This is a genomic window from Bdellovibrio sp. BCCA (assembly GCF_037996825.1).
In the GTDB taxonomy this organism is placed as follows: domain Bacteria; phylum Bdellovibrionota; class Bdellovibrionia; order Bdellovibrionales; family Bdellovibrionaceae; genus Bdellovibrio.
In genome coordinates this window covers 276,635-294,949 of record NZ_JBBNAC010000001.1, presented here as the reverse complement: position 1 = coordinate 294,949, position 18,315 = coordinate 276,635, and the positions used below count along the sequence as shown (strand labels likewise).

The window sequence follows — 18,315 nt, the reverse complement described above, 5'->3', positions numbered from 1 at the left end:
TCAATATTCACTCACAATTATCACAAATACTAATATTATTACCTTATATCATATCAGAATTTCTGATATTATTTTTTATCATGAATAACTATGATTTCCGTTTTAATCCTGAGCTTCTTTCCACCTTTCTCGCTGTTGCGGAGGCGGGACGAGTTTCTGCCGCTGCCAAAAGCCTTCATATTTCACAACCGTCCGTGACCTCGCACATTCGTCAGCTTGAGGAAGCTCTGGGCGTTCAGCTTTTTAAGCGCTCTGTAAAGGGTGTGGAATTGACAGCAAAGGGACAAAAGTTTCACGACAAAGCAAAACAAATTTTTTCTCTGATTAACAATGCCGTTCAAGACATTGAAGGCGGACACGAGCCTAAAGGAAAGCTGATGATCGCCGCGAGCACAACAATTGCGGATTATGTTTTGCCTTCTCTGCTTTCTGATTTTAAAAAGCGTTATCCTCTAGTTCAAGTTTCCTTGCGGGTTCAAAACACGGAAGAAGTTTTAGATCTCGTCCGTGAAGAGCATGCTCCCCTGGGTCTGGTGGAAGGACATGCGAGAGCGGCCTCTGTTCACTTGGAACCTTTTCTTGAAGATGAATTGGTTTTAGTCGTTCCTTCAGCGTGGGTACCCAGCATTCGCAAAACGCCAGATATTTTAAATTATCCATTACTGATGCGTGAACCAGGCTCCGGCACGCGCTCTATTATTGAAAGAGAATTTAAAAAAAGAAACATCTCTATTAAGAACTTTAAAGAAGTGGTTGAGATGGGAAGCGCCGGTGCCATTAAATCGGCCGTCGCTGCGGAATTAGGCGTTTCATTTTTATCTCGCATTTCCGTACAAAATGAAATGGCTTTGGGGAAAATCACCACAGTACCATTGCCCGACTTAAAAATGATTCGAATGTTTCGTTGGGCTTTGCCCTCAGGAGGTCTTTCCCCGTCAGCTCAAGAATTTTATCGATTTGCGAGCGGGCTACAAACCCGCTCTTAATTCTTCAATCTCTGATATTTCTTTAGGAACGGACGTTAAAAGTTCTGCTCCTGTAGCTGTCACGACAACGTCATCTTCGATACGCACACCGATACCTAAATACTGCGAAGGCGCTCCGATTCCTTCGCGGAAGTAAAGGCCTGGCTCCACGGTGAAGCACATACCTTCTGCCAGCTTTAAAGCATTTCCCGAATCATCCACATAAGAAGAAGGATCATGAACGTCCAAGCCAATCCAATGAGACGTTGAATGCGGCATAAACTTGCCAAGCTTCTCCTGAATGGTGTCTTTCGCAAATCCAATCTTAAGCAGTCCCTCTGAAAGATGCATTAAAGCAATCTCGTGCAAATTTTTTAAAGTCACTCCAGACTTCACATTTTCCAGAACCGCTTTTTGTGCATCTAAAACGATTTGATAGATCGTCTTTTGCTCAGCGGAAAATTTTTTCCCGACCGGAAGAACACGCGTAATATCGGCGCAATATCCTTGATACTCCCCACCGGCGTCGATCAGAACAATTTCACCTTCGTTAAGAATTCGATCCGTTCCTCTGGCATGCAAGATCGTCGATCTTTCACCGGCGCCAGCGATACTTTCATAAGCTGTCCACGGCATCCCTTGCGCCATGAATTGGGATTCAATCCAGCTTACAACCTCACGTTCGGACTTTCTCACAAAGTTTTGCTTTATCAGCTCTCTGTGCACCAAAGACGATCTGTGACCCGCTTCCTTCATTAGCGAAATCTCGTGGTTGTCTTTAACAAGCCTCATCGTACCAATAAGAGTTCGCGAGTCACAAAGAGCTAACGGTAAATTAGAAACACGACCGCGATGGCGACTCTCATAAGAAATTGTATTCAAAAGAGTCTGATCTATCTTTTGATTGCGTCCTATCGCCAAGGCAACTCTATCGAAATCATTTGCATGGCTGTGAATGATATCCGCAAGTTTATCCACACTTTCAAAGTTCACGTCTTGCAATTTTTCTTTATCCGCGGCTGTTAACGAATGTCCGTCATCCCAAACAGCGGTGGCCTCATTGGCATCCGAAAGAAAATACGTTTTTTTTCCAATAACTAAGAGAACCGCCCCAAGAAGATGAACACCAGTGAGGTAATAAAAGTCCCCCGCCGTCTTATGTCGATACGCTACAGAATGTGATCTCATCGCTTCATCTCCAGAAGAAATCACAAAAAGCGTTCGAGAGTATTTTAAACCTAATTCTTGTCGTCTTTTTTGATAAATCATTGTTTCCATTTCTTGAGTATAGGTATAAGATACAATTTTCTAAATAAAGTATTAAAAAGTACCTTATTTAGGTACTTTTTAAGAACCCCAGGAGACGGCCATGGAACACTCGCAATACCTTTCTGCCATCAAAAAAGCCCTTAAAGCGCGAGGCGTGACTTATCTGGATTTAGCTGAGCAATTGAAAATGACAGAGTCCGGAGTCAAAAAAATGCTCAACGCCAAAGACATTTCTTTTCGTCGGGTCCTACAGATATGCGACTGTCTAGGAATCTTGCCTGGCCAACTTTTTTCTCTGTCAGAAAGAACATCAATTTCAGAAGTCGTTCTAACAACTCAGCAGGAAGAGGCGCTGTTAAAAAACCGCAGCTTGCTTGCCGTCTACTGGCGTATTGTGATTGAAAAGTATGAGCCTCACGAAATCGAAAGTCTTCAACATCTAACAAAAGCCGAGTTAAAAAAGATTTTGGATCGTTTGGTTTCGTTGAATTTACTCATAGCTCGCAAAGGCGTGTACCGCGCAAAGCACGTCGGTAAATTTAAATGGTCTGACAAATCTAAATTAGCTAGCACTCTTAACAAGGAGTGGTCTGAACTGACCTTGCACCGAGCCCTTTCGGGTAAATGCGACAGTTCTTTGCATCGTCTGGTTTCCATGAAGGTCTCTCAAGAATCCTATCAAAATCTTCTTAAAAAACTTTCCAAAGTTTTAGATGAAGCCGTTCAGGATTCTGAAAGTGAAGAGCTCACTTTGAGCAAGCAAGAGCTTAAAAGCTTCACAGCACTTATAGCGGTTACTCCTCAAGGGGTTTTTGACACTATTTAACGACTAAAACAATTTTACCTGTGTGGGCACTGGATTCCATTAACTCGTGAGCCTCACGCGCTTGTTCTAGGGGAAATGTTTTATAAATCACAGGCTTCATGTGACCTTGATTTAAAAGCGGCCAGATATTTTTCTCAAGAGCCTGGGCAATACGCGTTTTTTCTTCCACGGAGCGCGCACGCAACGTGGAACCCGTCAAAGTTAAACGCTTAAACATCATTTTTCTTAAATCCAATTCGACATGAGTTCCTTTTATCGTTGCTATCTGCACCAGTCGGCCCAAGGGCGCGAGAGCTTCAATATTGCGGATAAAATAATCTCCGCCAACCATATCCAGAATCACGTCCACACCGCGGCCCTGAGTCGTTTCTTTAATAGCCGTCACAAAATCTTCTTCTTTATAAAGAATCACTCGGTCAGCACCCAAAGCTTTACAGGGAGCCACAGATTCTTTCTTTCCGACAGTTGTAAAAACTTTTGCTCCCAGGGTGTGCGCCATTTGAATTGCAGTTGTACCTATTCCACCTGACCCGCCATGAACTAAGATGCTTTCACCTTTTTGCAGTCGCCCACTTTCAAAAACATTCGTCCACACGGTAAAAAAAGTTTCCGGCAAGGCAGCTGCGTGAATCATATCGAAATCTTTCGGAATTGGCAGACACTGCCCTTCGGGAGCTGCAACATATTCGGCATATCCTCCTCCTGAGATCAGTGCACACACGCGGTCACCGACTTTCCAACGAGAAACTTGAGATCCACAGGTGACAACTATCCCCGCAACTTCCAATCCTAAAATATCGGAAGCTCCTGGAGGCGGCGGATAAGTTCCCTGACGTTGAGCACAGTCAGGACGATTGATGCCTGCCGCGTGCACTTCAATTAATACGTCATGGGCTGCTGGTTCAGGGCGAGGACGCTCACGAACGTAGAGAACTTCAGGGTCACCAGGATTTTTCATATCAATCACGCGCATAGTTCACCTCATCTGTGAGCATGAGGCGCGCGGAAGTAAGAGTCAAAATGCATAATCTCAGCCCTTATATATTTTTCTAGTCTATAGACCAGCGTCCCGTCGTTAAGTCCTTCAGGCGAAATTCGATAAGAAATGTATGAGATTCTTCATGCATTTCTTTTTTGTTGTTTCATTATTGAGTGCGACAGCTCTGGCTGACGAAAGCTCGGTGTACACGTGTCGCTTTGAAGAAGATCCTCACGGATTTTCTTCAATCCGTATGAAGAAATATTTCGATACGGCTGCCAATATGGAATTGGGAAAAGTCGATTTGATTCAGAATTTTATTGTCACCGAAAGCACTCCAACAAAAGTTTATCAGATTCCGCTTTTAGACAATCAAACCTACGTGCAATTGTGGTATTCACCCACTCTTCGCGTCGACGCGCAACTCTCTTATAGCCAAGGCTCCAGAGAGTTCCACGCGACTTATAATAAAAATTCCGAACGCCGTGGGCTCATTTGCGTTGAATTGCGCGATTAAAGCTCAAACTGTCCAGAAGCTTCCGGCTGATAAACAACTTCCTGCACTTTAAGTTTTTTCGTCGCACCATTAGGCATTTTCCAATTGATAGATTGTCCAGCGCTTAGTCCCAACAAAGCGATACCCACCGGAGCCAGAATAGAAATACGTCCTTCTTCCAGTTTAGCGTCCTGCGGATACACCAATGTCATTTCGCTCTCTGTTCCTGTTGATTCATCTAAAAATTTTACGCGAGAATTCATCGTCACAATGTCGCGGGGGATTTCTTTTTGCGAAATCACATTGGCACGACTCAGCTCTTCTTCTAAAGCTTCTGCCCACTGGCCTTCCACTTGAGAAACTAAAGCAGTTAAACGGTGATAATCTTGATCTGTAATAAAAATGCGATTTTCTGTGGTCATACAATCCTCCTTAAGAGAGATGGTGTGTAATGAGATTTAAAATTTTAGGATGAAAAAAAGAAACTAAGCGGCCGTCAGCAGAAATTTTCTGCTGCAACAAAATCTCAGAATAGGATTTTTAGACGTTGCATGGCGCATAAATGTATTAAACATGAAACTGATGAATTTATCAAGGACCGCCGTGCCAGGCCCATTTAAAGACACTATTTGACCAGATCCTGGACCTTTTTTCCGAGATCTAGAAGGATCTTGCGAACTCGGTCATAGTCTTTGTCCGTGCAGTCCTTAAAACCCGTCAGATGATAAAGTTTTTTAAGCGCTTTGGCTCCCTCGGGAGTTGAAGAGAAAGATTTCAAAGCAGCGATAATCTTCTCTTCCAACTCTTTAGGAAAATCCTTTCTAAAAACCACCGGCTCACTGGGAATAGGATCGGTTGTTTTTAGGATTCGTATTTTTTCAAAAACGTCAGGATACTGGGCTTTAACAAGAAGACGAGCATCTTGAGGCTCACCGTTTTCATCCGGCGTGTGATAAGTGGCCCCTGCATCGACCCGTCCCTGGTAGACCATGGTTACGACGCTGTCATGCTTTCCCGCAAAAATCACTTCACCCAGCTTCACGTTTTCATCCTTAAGCATTTTTGCCGCGAGAATATATCCCGAGGTGGATGCAGGGTCGACAAACGCGAATTTTTTTCCGTTCAGATCTTGCAGGGTTTTAATTTTAGGATTCTTTGTGATGATCTGGCCGCGATATTCAGAAACTCCCAAATTCGCACCCATGAGTCGAGCACGCGCTCCATATTTATCATGAGCGAGGATATAACCAAACGTATTCATAATCGCGCCGTCCACTCGTTGAGACCCCAAGGCCTCAACAACGGCAATGAAACTCACGGGCACTTGCACTTTTACGTACAGACCCGTCTGCTGGAAAATCCACTGTTCTAAAATCTTTCCATTCTCCATCAAGACAGCGCTATCTTGGCCAGGCACAAGAGCGAAATGGATGGGATTTTCTTTGTTTCCGAGTTGCTTTTCTGTAGTGCACGACAACAAGAAACACGAGGACATGATGATGAGTATTTTCTTCACCACAAGACTTTCTCCTGGAATATATGTTCTTGAATTTACTCTCGTTATTAAATGTATGCAATAAACACTCTTCTAAACTAAAATACTTTGTATACGTGAGGGTTTATCGAGCATAAGGAGTCCATGGAAATGCCAAAAGTGAAGGTCGAAATAGATGCTGATTTGCAGGATCTGATTCCACAATTTGTTGAGAATCGAAAAAAAGATATCGAGTCTCTAGAGCAGCTTGTGGAGAAGAATGATCTTGTCGCCATTGCACAGCTTGCTCACAAAATCAAAGGAGCAGCGGCGGGCTATGGTTTTAACGAGTTAAGCAATTTAGCGGCGCAAATGGAAAAAGCGGCGAAAGCGAACGATGCAACTCCACTGAAGGATTTGGTAAAGCAAATGAGAATACACTTTCTGAACGTTGAGATTCATTACGTGTCTATGTAACAGGAGTTTATGACTCATCGGAGCCGCCTTTTCCTTTTTACCGCGTCCCTTGTTTTAGGTACACTGCTGGTGGCGGGAATCGTTGGTTATCAAATGGGTGTTTCTTCATTACTGGAAGGCACCCAAGAAAAATTGATTCAAATCCGGCAGTTTAAAACCAAAGAGCTGCAAAAAGATTTTTCTTATTTAAATGATTCCCTTCTTACGACGGCGGAAAAAAAATCTCTGAGAGAGTTTTTTCAACACTCAGCCCGAGATCAGGAACAAATTCGCGCCTGGCTGCGCAGTCACGGAAGCGAAAGTGCCTGGCGATCCATCATTATTCGCGCCAACAACAATCCCGAAGTTTCTGAACTTTCAAGAGTTCTCGGACAAATGTCTCCTAGTGCAGTTTTTCTTCAAGCTCATTTTATTCAAGAAGCCGTCGCTCAAAATAAAATGCCTCACGAAGTTATTAAATCTTCAAACCGTTCTTTATCTTACTTTAAAAGTCATGAACTTCTTCATCCCTCTATGACGTCACTGTGGAACCGTTTGGAACTCAGTGATGTGATTCTGATAGATCCTCAGGGAAACGTCGTTTATACGGTCAAAAAAGAATTGGATATGGGAGCAAATCTGCTCTCGGGCACTTTTGCAAACTCACGTCTGGCACAAGCATTTCGCTGGTCAATGAATGCTTCACAAGGAGCCACTAAGTTTTTTGATTTTTCTCCGCTGACACATTTTTGGAGTTTGCCCGTCGGATTTCTGGTGACTCCGCTTTTTTCTCAATCCAGTTATATTGGCACTCTGGTGTTTCAAATTCCCATTGAACGTGTCGACGACATTTTGAGCAACCAACACGATTGGGAAAGTTTAGGGTTAAGAAAAACCGGCGAGGTTGTTGCCTTTGGAAGCGACGGATTGATGCGCAACAACGCCCGAGCTTTCTTTGAAAGTCCCGATAAGTTTCTAAGCAGCTACCAAAAGCACGAATCTTCAGTAAACAACGCGGAACTTGTCCGTCGCAGTCACTCCACGGCTTTGAGCATTGGACTTCCCCAAGACGATTTAAAAAATTATTTACAGAATCATGACATCATTGAAACAACAACGGACTATGCTGGGAACAAAGCCGTGCAGTCGGTCGGTAAAGCAGTTCTGCCGGGAAACACCGAATGGATTATTATTGCAAAGGTCAGCGCTCAAGAAGCCTTGGTTCCTTTAACAAATAAGATTCTTCCTTTGGTTCTTTTTATTTTGGTTATTGGTGCGCTGGCCTTGGCGTCAGCATATATTTTCTCACGCCGTATGTTTCAACCCTTGCAGTCTTTAAATCAAGGTCTTCAAAAATTAGCTTCATTGGATTTTTCTGAAAAGCTTCCGGAACAAAGAGGTGAATTCAAAAGTCTGTCGGACCATTTTCACGAAGTTTCCCGTCAACTTTCAGAAATCAAGACACAAAAAGACTTTTTAGAAAACACGGTGCAATCCATTCACGAAGCGTTCTTTGTTGTTGAAATCAGCCACTCCGTCGAAGATAAAGTTCACATTCTGATTCGTGACCTTAATCCTGCGGCCTCCGAGATGTTAGGTCTTGCCGCTGCTTCTCTCAAAGGCACGGATTTGCAGATGTGGATCGATACGGACTACTCACAAATTCTTTCATCGTTAGAACACAGCGAAAGCACGCAAGCCCTTTCGATGGAAGGCACGCTTAAGAAAATTTCTGGAGAAAAAATTCCTCTGGATCTTTCCTGGGCTCTTTTAAAAAATTCCAAGAACTCCCATCCCACTTTAGTTGTCGTGGGACGGGATATTCGCTGGAAAAAAGAGATCGAAAAGGAACTCAAACTCAAAGAGGAACTTTTGAAAGAGTCACAGTCTCTTTCAAAAACCGGCTCCTTCCGTTGGGATATTTCCACGGGAAAATGTCTTTGGTCTGAAGAGGAGTTTCACATATTGGGACTGGATCCGGCCACAACTCTTCCTACCTTTGAGCTGTTTCGGTCGCTGATACTTTCTGAAGACCTTGAGATTTTTGATGACGCCCTTCATGAGGCTCACCAAAATATCCAGCCTTTTAACTTAGATTTCCGTTTAAAAAAGAAAGACACCGGAGACATCATCTGGGTTCGTGCGCAAGGTCGCACCGAATACGACGACTATGGAAATCCATTATTTATGTATGGTACAACTCAAGACATCACAGAACTTCGCCGCGTAGAGCAATCTTTGATTGCTGCTAAAAATGATGCCTTGAAATCCTCACAGGCCAAATCCGAATTTCTTGCGCGTATGAGCCACGAAATCCGTACACCCATGAATGCCATCATGGGGATGGCGGAGCTTTTAAAAGAAACAAAACTAAATCAGGACCAACAATATTACGTCACTATCTTTTGCAAAGCTGGTGAAGTTTTAATGGCCCTGATCAATGATATTTTGGATCTGTCGAAAATTGAGGCCGGTGAAGTCTCTATCGAAAATATTCCTTTTGATTTGAAGAAACTGATGATTGATGTCGAAGAAATGATGAAGCCTCGCGCTTTGGAAAAAGGAATTAACTATTCCTTTGAAATGACTGCGGGAATTTCTCCATACCTTATGGGGGATCCAAATAAGTTAAGACAAGTTCTGATCAATCTTGTCAGCAACTCTTTAAAATTCACCGAAACGGGCTACATCCGAGTTTCCGTGAGTAAAAATCCGTCAAAAAAGGACACACTCATGGTGAGTGTGAGCGATTCCGGCGTCGGAATTCCTTCAAACAAGCAGCATTTGATTTTCCAAAAATTCTCGCAGGCTGACAGCTCCATCACTCGACGTTATGGCGGAACTGGACTGGGCCTTGCCATTTCCAAGAGTCTTGTTGAGCTTATGGGGGGGCAAATCTGGTTTAAGAGCCGCGAAAACATGGGAACCACGTTCTTTTTCACTATTCCTTATCGTGAACAGGTCTACAACCCTGTCACTCACAAACCTCTTCACCTGCATGGGGGAGAGATGGACTTCCTTCCCTACAAACAACGCGACCCCGATAAAAAAATTCGCATCTTGATCGCCGATGACACGGAAGACAATCGCACTCTCTTCACGCACTACCTCAAAAACGGTCCTTACGAAATTATTGAAGCTGAGAATGGACTTGAAGCTATAGATAAGATAAAGTCAGGGCAGTTTGATATCGTCTTTATGGACGTGCAAATGCCAGAAATGGATGGGTATGCGGCGACGGATAAGATTCGTAAGTGGGAAGATGAAAACCACAAACAACACACTCCGATCATCGCGCTAACTGCTCACGCCCTTTCTGAGGACCGACAAAAATCCTTGCGTGCGGGTTGTGACGATCATATCGCCAAACCTTTCAAAAAGGATACGTTGTTAGGAGTGATCAATCGCTACTCATTATAGGAGGACTTCATGGGCACAGAAGAAAAAAGCCGTCTACTGATTGTTGAAGACGACGCCGATATTCGTGAGCTCCTTAAGCACTTCTTAAAAGAATTCGTCGACGAGATTGTTGAAGCTGAAAACGGAGCTGCAGCTTTGCAATACGTGAAATCTCAAGAGTTCGATACCATTCTTTCCGATATCGAAATGCCGCAAATGAACGGACTTAAATTTTTAGCTTATGTTCGTTCTTTGGGACAGATGACACCGTTCGTGGTTTTGACAGCTCATGGTGATCACTCCCGCGCTCTCGAAGCTCTTTCATTGGGCGCTTTTGATTTTATCACCAAAGATTCAAAACGAAAATTGGTTATCGAAAGTGTTTGTGCCGCTTTGAAATTCGGCCGTGAAATGAAAGCTTCTAAAAACGATCCGGTCCGCTCCAGTCACCTTCGCAAGATCTACACGGACATGTCTAAATCTTCTGAGATGCGCTTGCGCAAAATCATCGAAGAGATGTCATCGTCCTCGAATTAGGAGTTTTTCATGGTTAAAATGTCCGCCGTTTATCAAGGCCAAAAACATTGCGAAATCACGCATGAGCCTTCAGGTGCCCATATCGGTACTGATGCTCCCAAAGACAACAATGGAAAAGGCGAACTCTTTTCTCCCACAGATCTGGTTGGGGCTGCGACTGGAAGCTGCATGCTTACAGTCATGTCGATCGCCGCAGATAAAGATGGCGTTGAGCTCAAAGGTTCTCGCGTGAGTGTTGAAAAAGAAATGCACGCAAGTCCCCGTCGTATTGCCAAACTCACAGTGACTTTGCATCTTCCGCAAAGTGTGCCGCACGATTATCGTAAGAAACTTGAGACGATTGCTTTAAATTGCCCCGTGAAGCTAAGCCTTCACCCAGAGCTGCAACTTCCTGTTGTCTTCCACTACGATATCTAATTATTTCACTAGAACTTGAACAGATCCTTTGAGCTCATTGTCTTGATAGAGCTCAAAGGTGTGTTTTCCAAGCGAAGGCGTCCACAGATACGCTTGATGGGCCGAGACTTTGCTTTTGCCATCAATTTTCCAGTGAAGCGTGTGTGCTTTGGGACCCTCAACCAAAAGAGGCATCTTTTGATTCACAGACGGAATCGCCGGATCTAAAGCGAGCACCATGCCATCTTGCGGATAAACGATACGCGCATTTGGATACACTTGAGGTGCCTTATTTGTTTTATTTTGCGCAACAGGAGCAAGTGAAACTTCCGTATCTGGATACTTTTCGTAAAGCCACTCCATCACTTTTTTCCAGATGGGCGCAGCGCCGCTAATACCCATTACATTCCACATCGGCTCACCTGAGAAATTGCCAACCCAAACACCGACGGTGAAGCGCGAATTAAAACCGACACACCAGTTGTCACGCATGTCTTTGCTTGTGCCTGTTTTTACCGACGCCCCTTGCAGTGACAAGGCAGAATCTAAACCAAATCCCAAAGCGCGGTTTTCACTTTGTGAAATAATCTGCGCCACTTCTTTGGCACTTTCTTCGGTGAATATTCTTTTCTCGTTTGTGCTGTCTGTTTTTAAATCAAAACGCAAAGGAGAATAAACCCCTTTTTGCGCCAAAGTTCTATAAGCTTGTGTGAGATCTTCCAATGTCACATCAGCCACACCGAGAGCCAATGCGGGTCCATAATGGTCTGGCTCTTTAAGCTCACGAAAGTTCATGTCTTTAAGTTTGGACCAAAAAGAATCGTCATTAAGAAGCTTAAACACTTTCACGGCCGGAACATTAAGCGAAGACGCCAAGGCCGTTTTTACTTTCACCCAACCGTAAAACTGTCTGTCGTGATTTTGTGGCTTGTAAACTCCCCGATCAAAAACAATATCCACTGCGGAATCCTCAATCCAAGACTCAGCATGGAGAAGATTTTTTTCAAACGCTGTCGCATACAAGAACGGTTTGAGCGTCGACCCCGCCTGACGAAGAGCTTGAATTCCATCGACATAAGAAGATTTCTTATCACTTCCCTCGCTGCTGATGTATGCCCACACTTGACCCGTTTTATTTTCAATCACCAGAACGGCAGCGTTGTGTACGTTTTGACTTTCAAGACTGCGGAGCTGTGATGCTATGATTTCTTGAGCATAAACTTGCAAATCTTTTTGTAGACTCGTGATAACTTCGCCGTGCGCACCTGTTGAGCTGAGTTTCTGTGCTAAATGCAAAGCGTACTGCTGTGAAAGCGGGGCCGCGGATTTTTGCACCAGCTCTGCTATGCTAGCTTGAAATTCTGCGCATAACGAAGGCTCTTGCCAGCAAGCTCTTTGCGCCCACTCTGGGGGCTTTGCATTCGGTGAGCGAATTAAAACAGAAAGAAGTGTTGCCTCTTTTAAAGTTAAACCCTGAGGTCTTTTATCAAAAAGCGTCCACGAAATACTGCTCAGTCCGCGGTATTCGCCTCGGAAAGGGACTAAATTTAAATACGCTTCAAGAATTTGCTCTTTTGTCCATTGTGACTCTAGCTTGTAAGCAGCGACAATTTGTCTGAGCTTTCCCGTAACACCCTGATAGACTTTTTTATCTGTCGTGGTGAGCTTAAGTACCTGCATCGTGATCGTACTGCCTCCACGAGATGAATTTTTGAAAAGGCGTTGGTATAAGCTTGCAATCAAAGCTTTGCTATCGGCACCACTGTGCTCATAAAAATTCTGATCTTCGGATTTCAAAACAGCCGAAATCATTGCCGGAGAAATATCCTTAAGCGCACTCCACATAAAAGTACGTTCACGGGTATTTTGCCGCCACTGATGTAAAGGTTTTCCGTCTCGATCTAAAAGAAACAATTCGGAACTTCGGTACGACGATTTTACATTTTCAAACGATTCAATTGCAGGATTGGTCTGGAAGAACGCGCCCACACAAAGAGCGCCTCCCCCTAAAATAGCTGCTAATGAACAAATGAAATTTTTTTTCTTCACTCTTTCACCGTCCATGAACTTTCGGGAAGTTCAGCAAAAAGATCTGGGCTGTACATCGCCTCAACCCGTGTCACAGGTAATACATAATTACCTGCTTGATTAAAGCGCACCGTATATTCGATTTCCTGATTATCCGGCGTAAACCAAGAGAAATAGAAGCGGATAAGCTCTTCTTTTCTTTCCACGGCCGTCGCCCAAGAACTTTGCAACACAGTCGCTCCTCCTGGGACTGGATCTTCAACGACAACCCATGTCTGCGGAGCCTGTGATGTGATTTTTAATTTAATCTTTGCAACGTCTCCTACACTCCACACACCTTTGGTTTTTTGTTCCACAGGACTCACTGTTTTTTCTACTTTAAATCCCGCAAAGGTTGCTTTCGTCACAGGAGTCGCCGCTTTCGCCGAAACCGTGACCCATGGTTTGCCAGCACCTTTTTGTTCAAGCTGAACTTGCGCTTCTTTTTCTTTCCATGGAAGTTCAAAGATCGCAGAACTTCCTTTCGACCAATCATGCGTTGCTTTTTCCGATCCTAAATTCACTTGGAATGTACCTTGAACTTTTTCTTTAGAATAAGCGGCTTGGACTTTTCTCATTGTTAGAGAACCCCAGGCATTATCCGTCGTCATATACCAAGCTCCGTCTTTTTGACGAGACAGAACTCCTTGATACAGACGTGGTGTATCAGACTTCCATGAAGGCTCTGACATTGTTGCCAGAATCAGTCTTAAGATCGAGCTTTCCGAATCACGCATCAACCATGGCATGCTTTCGCGCTCTTCGTTCTTAAGTTGCAAACGTTTTGCTGAGAAATAAAAACGACTTCGCAAAAGAGCTTCAAGGTCCGCAATTTTCTTTTCTCTTTGCGGAATATTCTTTTCCCACAGGTGGATTTGATACCACTCTACGAGAGTATACAGCGGCCACTGATTTCCCTGCTCATCAATGGAAGTCAAAAGATCAATATTCAGACGACGGAAGCGAGACAACGCTTCAAAAGCTGTGATTTTTTTAAGCGTGTCATCTGCTCGACTGACATCAGTCTCTTCCTTCAGCTTTCCTTCTGCGTAGGAATTTAAAGCTTCGAGCATGCGGTTCTCAGTTTCTTCGGTAAACTTGAAACCCGCTTCATGGGCAATTGTTAAAACGTACGCGGTCAGATTCACACTTCCTTTAGAGTAAGAGCTTGGGAAATAGCGAAGAAGACCATTGCTGTCTAAATAAACGTTCAATTTAGATTCAATCTTCTGCCACAGCTTCTTATCATTTAAAGAAATAGCTCTTGAGACCTGTTGTTCTAAGCAAGTGTATTCATAGTTTTTCCAGAATTCTTTGATTCCTGCTTGAGAGCCGCCTAAGCCTTCCGAAAGTTCAACAACAACGGAACTTTTATTTGCTTCTGCTCCTGCAGGCTGTTGTAAAGCGAGTCTATTAAAATCAGGCCAAGAACCCCATTCACTTTGATAGATACGGGCAACACGAACTGGTAAAACTTTTTGGACTTTTTTAATTTCATCCAAAGTTTTTCCCTTCTCATTTTTCGCCGTCATCACGTATTCGAGCGAACCCGCTTGAGGCGCCCGAATCTTCCAATGCACTTCCTTAGCTTCTCCAGGATTTAAGCGCATCTTCTGAACTGTGAGACCTTCCATCTTTGGCGTCACATTCAAACTTAAATCCAAGTTTTGCATTTCTTTAGAAGCGTTGCGGATCGTGAAGCCCGCAAGGAAATCATCACCCTCGCGCGTAACACCAGAAAGTCCCGGCAATATCATCAAATCCTGGGACGATTGAATCGAAGTCCATCCTGTACCGAATTGATCGGCCCCCTGAAGAGCCACAGCCACGATTCTAAAACTTGTTGTTGAGTCATTCAGAGGAATTTCAACTTTGGCCTGACCTTGAGCATTGAGAGTCACTGATGGATTCCAATACAACAACGTATCAAAGAGTTCACGGCGAAGGGCTCCGCCACCGTCACCACCGATAGGAACTGCTTTTAAACCAAAGTGTCTTTTACCGATCACCAAGGATTGAGCCGTCGCCATAGACAATGTGTGAGGACGCATACGCATCATGGCACTAAGAATATCCCAAGAGTGATTATCACGAAGTTCAAGAAGTCCTTCGTCCACAGCCACCAAAGCGACTTCACCTTTTGCAGCGGGTTTGCCACTGGCATCCTTCACACTGACAGTCACCAGAGACTTTTCGCGCGCTTTATAAGTCTTGCGATCTGTGTTCACTGTGACTTTTAAAGTATTTTCCTTCCAACCGACCTTGATATTGGTCATACCAAGCTTGAAGGCAGGTTTTCCAAGATCGACAAGGGCCGTAGGTTTTGGATCATTTAAACGTCCACGAATTGCAAAAGCAGAAACAACAACGTTCGGTGCATACTCTTTTTTAATCGGTACGCGAATAACCGGACGATCCCCTTTGACATCAATCACTTCAGAGTAAAGAACAGTGTCTCTTTCTACTGTGACTAACACTTTTGCTTCCGGAAACGGTGTGCGCAATTGAAACTCTGCAACCTCTCCAGGCTCGTAAGTTTTTTTGAACGGAATTAAATCAGCTCGGTCATTGTCCTCAGATCCAAACCACTGAGTTTCTCCCGGTTTTACAATCCACTGATTCACATTGGCAATGCTTTGCCTTCCTTGAGAATCTTTCGTCGTCACAACCGCAAGAACAGAGCCGCTGACTTTGGATTTTCCGGCGCAGTTAAAGACACCTTTTGAGTTCGTTTCACCACTGCAAAGCTCTCCGATTTTTTTGTATTCACGGAAGTCTTCGTACGCATAAAAGCCCCCGACCAAGCGTTTGCGATGTGAGTAATAACGGCTGGTATAAAGATCGACTGTCACTTTCTGCCCTTTTAAAGGCTTTTGCAGAAGATCTAAAGCGACCACATCAAACTCAACAAAATTCGGCGTGGCCCACCATGATTTCGCCTTAATTCCCAAAACAACTGACGAAGGCCACATTGTGAACGAACGAATCACACTTTGAATTTCACCATTAGGATCTTTATATTCGGCTTCAGTGCGAAGTTTTTGTGGCCCTGCTCCGTATTTAAGATTTTTGACATCGACTTGATAAGCACCTTGCTTATTGAGTTGAAAATTCTCAACTCCACTTTGCGGAATGTGACGTACCCCCTCATCTTCACCAGAACGGAAAAGACCTTCTTTCACTCCGCCATTGGCAAAAGTAAAATCCTGGAAGTCGTCGTCCTCAGGGTTGAAATAACTAGGCTCAACACTCCAACGCATCTTCATTGGAAGATCCACTGTCGGTCCGCCCGAAAAATAAGTGCCACTGATTTGGATCGGAATATTTTTTTCCAAAACAAATGACGGTGTCGCACTTTGCAAACGCACTTGAATCAAAGGGACACGGAAGCTTTCGATCGCAAATTCTCCGACAGACAGGGACAAGGCGGGCGTCTGCTTTTCAAGCGTCAGCGTCCAGCGTCCCATCTTCACTCCTGCTGGCGAAGTCCATTTCAAAAGAGCCACACCTTTTTTCTTATCCCACTGCAAAGGCAGCTTAAACGATTGCAAACCCGAATCGTGAGATAGATTTAAAGTCGTTGGCCATTCTTTTTCGGAAGGCAATCCTAAGCCTTTGCTTTGAACTTTTCTCAAAACAATTTTCGCAGAAAGAGTTTCTTCAGGTTTTAATAGAGTGCGATCCAAAATCGCGTGCCCCATCAAAGAAGACGAAGAATCGCTCATTCCCAGTTGATAACGCCATGACTCGATACCTTTATCCCACGAAGAGTGCGTAAAGCTAAAGTCATCTCCTTTTTCTGCAACGGCAAAAAAGCCATCATAGAACGAGCCTTCGTTATTGCGTGGCCAATCCATTAAAGATTTTTTGAACTGAACATAAGCAAGACCTTTGGCATCGGTCGTTGCCTGCGCTACCACATTACCAGTGACGTCATAGATTTTTACTGCAGCGCCAGGAACGACCTTCGCACTTTTAAGTTCCGTCACCCACACCCAAGCTTCGTTATTGCTGTATTTCACATGCACAGCCATATCCGTCACCAAAGCAGCAGAACGAACAAAGAAAGGAGCTTTTTTATCCAGAAGACTTTGTCCTAAAAGAGGACTTTCCATTTCAACAATATAGAAGCCTGATTTTTTAAGAGGGATACCTACGACTTCTGTCTCTGCAGCCTTATTAGGTTTTTGTACCTGCATCTTTTGCACTGGCAAGTTCTTCCAAGTGCTTAAACGAGTGTCTCCTGTAGGATTGCGATTGATCTCGTTTAGATTTTTTAGAATTTCTTTAAAATTATTTGCTTCAATTTTTCCAGACCAACCAAAGAATTTCGTCTGGATATTTTTTTCCACACGACGCAAAGTTACAGCCATCGCGGCTTCAGGCCCGGCCTCTACAATACCGAAGTTCGCTGCGAACTTTAAAAGTGAAGGGTTCTCTCCAGTTTTAATTGTCAGAGGAAACTGGGACTCATTTGAAAGCCTACGTCCATCTTCATCTTTAATATCTGACGGGATCATCAACTTGTAAGTTCCGTTCTGCGCGAAAGGACCTTTAAATTCCAAATAGCTGATTCGTTCCTTTAAAGAAGATTCGCCATCCATATTTGTCACAAGGATTTTCTTTTTACCGGCGTCTTCCAGATAAATAGCTTTGGCATCTTTAACGGAGATGGGACTCGAAAACGACAAACGCATTGGCAAAAGTGGGATACAAGGTTTTTCCGGCGCTTCACGCTCGCAACTAAATTCAGCCTTAAAAGATTCCGCTACTGTGAACTCAATCACTTCATCTTCTTTTGAAGAAGCACCTGATGCTGACTGAACTTTTTTAGACCACACAAGGCTCACATGAGAACCAGGAGCAAAAGCGCGGTCTGCTTTTACGACAACGTAATCTCCTTTAAAACTGTCTTTTTCGTAGATGTACTCTTGTTGAGCCGCTTCCTTGATTTTCTTCGCTTCGCTGTCCCCTAAAGCTTTTGCAGGAATACGATCACCCAATCCTTCAACAACAAAATAAACGCCGTCATTGATGGATTCTTTTTTCACCGGAGAATCTACAAAAAGAACAAAGCTTTGCTCTGGATCAATCGGACGATAGCGAAGTGGGAAGGTTTCTTTAATATGCGGACCACCTGTATTAAAACTGTAATTTTTCCCCATCGCCGAAATTGTACATGCCGCTCCCCCCGGTAGAGCTTCATTGAAGTCATAGACCCAATTGCGCGTGTCAATCCAACGACCCTGTCCGTTTTTAAAACACTCACTTGTTGCGGGAGCGTCCAGCTTAATGTCACCAAAGCGAACCATAGGCTGTGAAAACTCAATACGAACCTGGCTGACTGATTTCACAAATCCCTGCGGAGTGACGGTTTTCACCTGCACTTTTTCTTGAGCAAAAGAAACCGAAAATAGAAAAGAAAAGAGGAAGCTTAACATAGGAACTCCT

Annotated in this window: 13 protein-coding genes; 7 read left to right on the top strand and 6 right to left on the bottom strand. The window is 43.9% G+C overall.

Going from position 1 to position 18,315, the window contains the following annotated elements; genetic code table 11:
* Nucleotides 1-80: 80 nt before the first annotated feature.
* Nucleotides 81-986 carry a LysR substrate-binding domain-containing protein gene (locus AAAA78_RS01475; RefSeq protein ID WP_340589959.1) on the top strand — a complete coding sequence of 302 codons (906 nt, stop codon included), beginning with the start codon at nucleotides 81-83 and terminating at the stop codon, nucleotides 984-986.
* On the opposite strand, the gene AAAA78_RS01470 is transcribed toward AAAA78_RS01475, so the two are convergent.
* Nucleotides 969-2,243 (bottom strand): aminopeptidase P N-terminal domain-containing protein, encoded by a 1,275-nt coding sequence (locus AAAA78_RS01470; RefSeq protein WP_340589958.1) that lies wholly within the window; start codon nucleotides 2,241-2,243, stop codon nucleotides 969-971. The two genes, AAAA78_RS01475 and AAAA78_RS01470, sit on opposite strands and share 18 nt — an antisense overlap.
* Nucleotides 2,244-2,334: 91 nt before the next feature.
* Here AAAA78_RS01470 and AAAA78_RS01465 point away from each other — a divergent pair, with 91 nt between their 5' ends.
* On the top strand, nucleotides 2,335-3,060 hold the full coding sequence (locus AAAA78_RS01465) for a helix-turn-helix domain-containing protein (RefSeq protein ID WP_340589957.1): 726 nt from the start codon (nucleotides 2,335-2,337) through the stop codon (nucleotides 3,058-3,060).
* Here AAAA78_RS01465 and AAAA78_RS01460 read toward each other — a convergent pair.
* Nucleotides 3,053-4,033 carry an NAD(P)H-quinone oxidoreductase gene (locus tag AAAA78_RS01460; RefSeq protein WP_340589956.1) on the bottom strand — a complete coding sequence of 327 codons (981 nt, stop codon included), beginning with the start codon at nucleotides 4,031-4,033 and terminating at the stop codon, nucleotides 3,053-3,055. The two genes, AAAA78_RS01465 and AAAA78_RS01460, sit on opposite strands and share 8 nt — an antisense overlap.
* A gap of 136 nt (nucleotides 4,034-4,169) precedes the next feature.
* On the opposite strand from AAAA78_RS01460, the gene AAAA78_RS01455 reads away from it, so the two are divergent.
* Complete coding sequence (locus AAAA78_RS01455; protein WP_340589955.1) at nucleotides 4,170-4,556, top strand: cell wall hydrolase; 387 nt, start codon at nucleotides 4,170-4,172, stop codon at nucleotides 4,554-4,556.
* Here the strand turns inward: AAAA78_RS01455 and rnk are convergent.
* Complete coding sequence (rnk, locus tag AAAA78_RS01450) at nucleotides 4,553-4,957, bottom strand: nucleoside diphosphate kinase regulator (protein WP_295900168.1); 405 nt, start codon at nucleotides 4,955-4,957, stop codon at nucleotides 4,553-4,555. The two genes, AAAA78_RS01455 and rnk, sit on opposite strands and share 4 nt — an antisense overlap.
* Before the next feature lie 203 nt (nucleotides 4,958-5,160).
* A complete protein-coding gene (locus AAAA78_RS01445) occupies nucleotides 5,161-6,051 on the bottom strand; it encodes a phosphate/phosphite/phosphonate ABC transporter substrate-binding protein (protein ID WP_340589954.1) in 891 nt (296 codons plus the stop codon).
* Between the two features lie 123 nt (nucleotides 6,052-6,174).
* On the opposite strand from AAAA78_RS01445, the gene AAAA78_RS01440 reads away from it, so the two are divergent.
* Genes AAAA78_RS01440 through AAAA78_RS01425 form a run of 4 tightly spaced genes read left to right on the top strand, consistent with a single transcriptional unit; the run spans nucleotide 6,175 to nucleotide 10,818 of the window.
* Nucleotides 6,175-6,486 (top strand): Hpt domain-containing protein, encoded by a 312-nt coding sequence (locus AAAA78_RS01440; protein ID WP_295900170.1) that lies wholly within the window; start codon nucleotides 6,175-6,177, stop codon nucleotides 6,484-6,486.
* Between the two features lie 9 nt (nucleotides 6,487-6,495).
* On the top strand, nucleotides 6,496-9,885 hold the full coding sequence (locus AAAA78_RS01435) for an ATP-binding protein (RefSeq protein ID WP_340589953.1): 3,390 nt from the start codon (nucleotides 6,496-6,498) through the stop codon (nucleotides 9,883-9,885).
* Nucleotides 9,886-9,894: 9 nt separating this feature from the next.
* Nucleotides 9,895-10,401: a response regulator gene (locus tag AAAA78_RS01430; protein WP_295900172.1), complete on the top strand. Its 507-nt coding sequence runs from the start codon at nucleotides 9,895-9,897 to the stop codon at nucleotides 10,399-10,401.
* Between the two features lie 9 nt (nucleotides 10,402-10,410).
* Nucleotides 10,411-10,818: an OsmC family protein gene (locus AAAA78_RS01425; RefSeq protein WP_295900173.1), complete on the top strand. Its 408-nt coding sequence runs from the start codon at nucleotides 10,411-10,413 to the stop codon at nucleotides 10,816-10,818.
* On the opposite strand, the gene pbpC is transcribed toward AAAA78_RS01425, so the two are convergent.
* Nucleotides 10,819-12,861, bottom strand: a complete 2,043-nt coding sequence (gene pbpC, locus AAAA78_RS01420) for a penicillin-binding protein 1C (protein WP_340589952.1) — start codon at nucleotides 12,859-12,861, stop codon at nucleotides 10,819-10,821.
* Nucleotides 12,843-18,305, bottom strand: a complete 5,463-nt coding sequence (locus AAAA78_RS01415) for an alpha-2-macroglobulin family protein (RefSeq protein ID WP_340589951.1) — start codon at nucleotides 18,303-18,305, stop codon at nucleotides 12,843-12,845. The genes pbpC and AAAA78_RS01415 overlap by 19 nt, the downstream gene beginning before the upstream one ends.
* Nucleotides 18,306-18,315 lie beyond the last annotated feature (10 nt).

Coding starts and splice junctions, on each gene's coding strand:
- AAAA78_RS01475 (WP_340589959.1), top strand. CDS start 81: ATGAATAACTATGATTTCCGTTTTAATCCTGAGCTTCTTTCCACCTTT.
- AAAA78_RS01470 (WP_340589958.1), bottom strand. CDS start 2,243: ATGGAAACAATGATTTATCAAAAAAGACGACAAGAATTAGGTTTAAAA.
- AAAA78_RS01465 (WP_340589957.1), top strand. CDS start 2,335: ATGGAACACTCGCAATACCTTTCTGCCATCAAAAAAGCCCTTAAAGCG.
- AAAA78_RS01460 (WP_340589956.1), bottom strand. CDS start 4,033: ATGCGCGTGATTGATATGAAAAATCCTGGTGACCCTGAAGTTCTCTAC.
- AAAA78_RS01455 (WP_340589955.1), top strand. CDS start 4,170: ATGAGATTCTTCATGCATTTCTTTTTTGTTGTTTCATTATTGAGTGCG.
- rnk (WP_295900168.1), bottom strand. CDS start 4,957: ATGACCACAGAAAATCGCATTTTTATTACAGATCAAGATTATCACCGT.
- AAAA78_RS01440 (WP_295900170.1), top strand. CDS start 6,175: ATGGAAATGCCAAAAGTGAAGGTCGAAATAGATGCTGATTTGCAGGAT.
- AAAA78_RS01435 (WP_340589953.1), top strand. CDS start 6,496: ATGACTCATCGGAGCCGCCTTTTCCTTTTTACCGCGTCCCTTGTTTTA.
- AAAA78_RS01430 (WP_295900172.1), top strand. CDS start 9,895: ATGGGCACAGAAGAAAAAAGCCGTCTACTGATTGTTGAAGACGACGCC.
- AAAA78_RS01425 (WP_295900173.1), top strand. CDS start 10,411: ATGGTTAAAATGTCCGCCGTTTATCAAGGCCAAAAACATTGCGAAATC.
- pbpC (WP_340589952.1), bottom strand. CDS start 12,861: ATGGACGGTGAAAGAGTGAAGAAAAAAAATTTCATTTGTTCATTAGCA.
- AAAA78_RS01415 (WP_340589951.1), bottom strand. CDS start 18,305: ATGTTAAGCTTCCTCTTTTCTTTTCTATTTTCGGTTTCTTTTGCTCAA.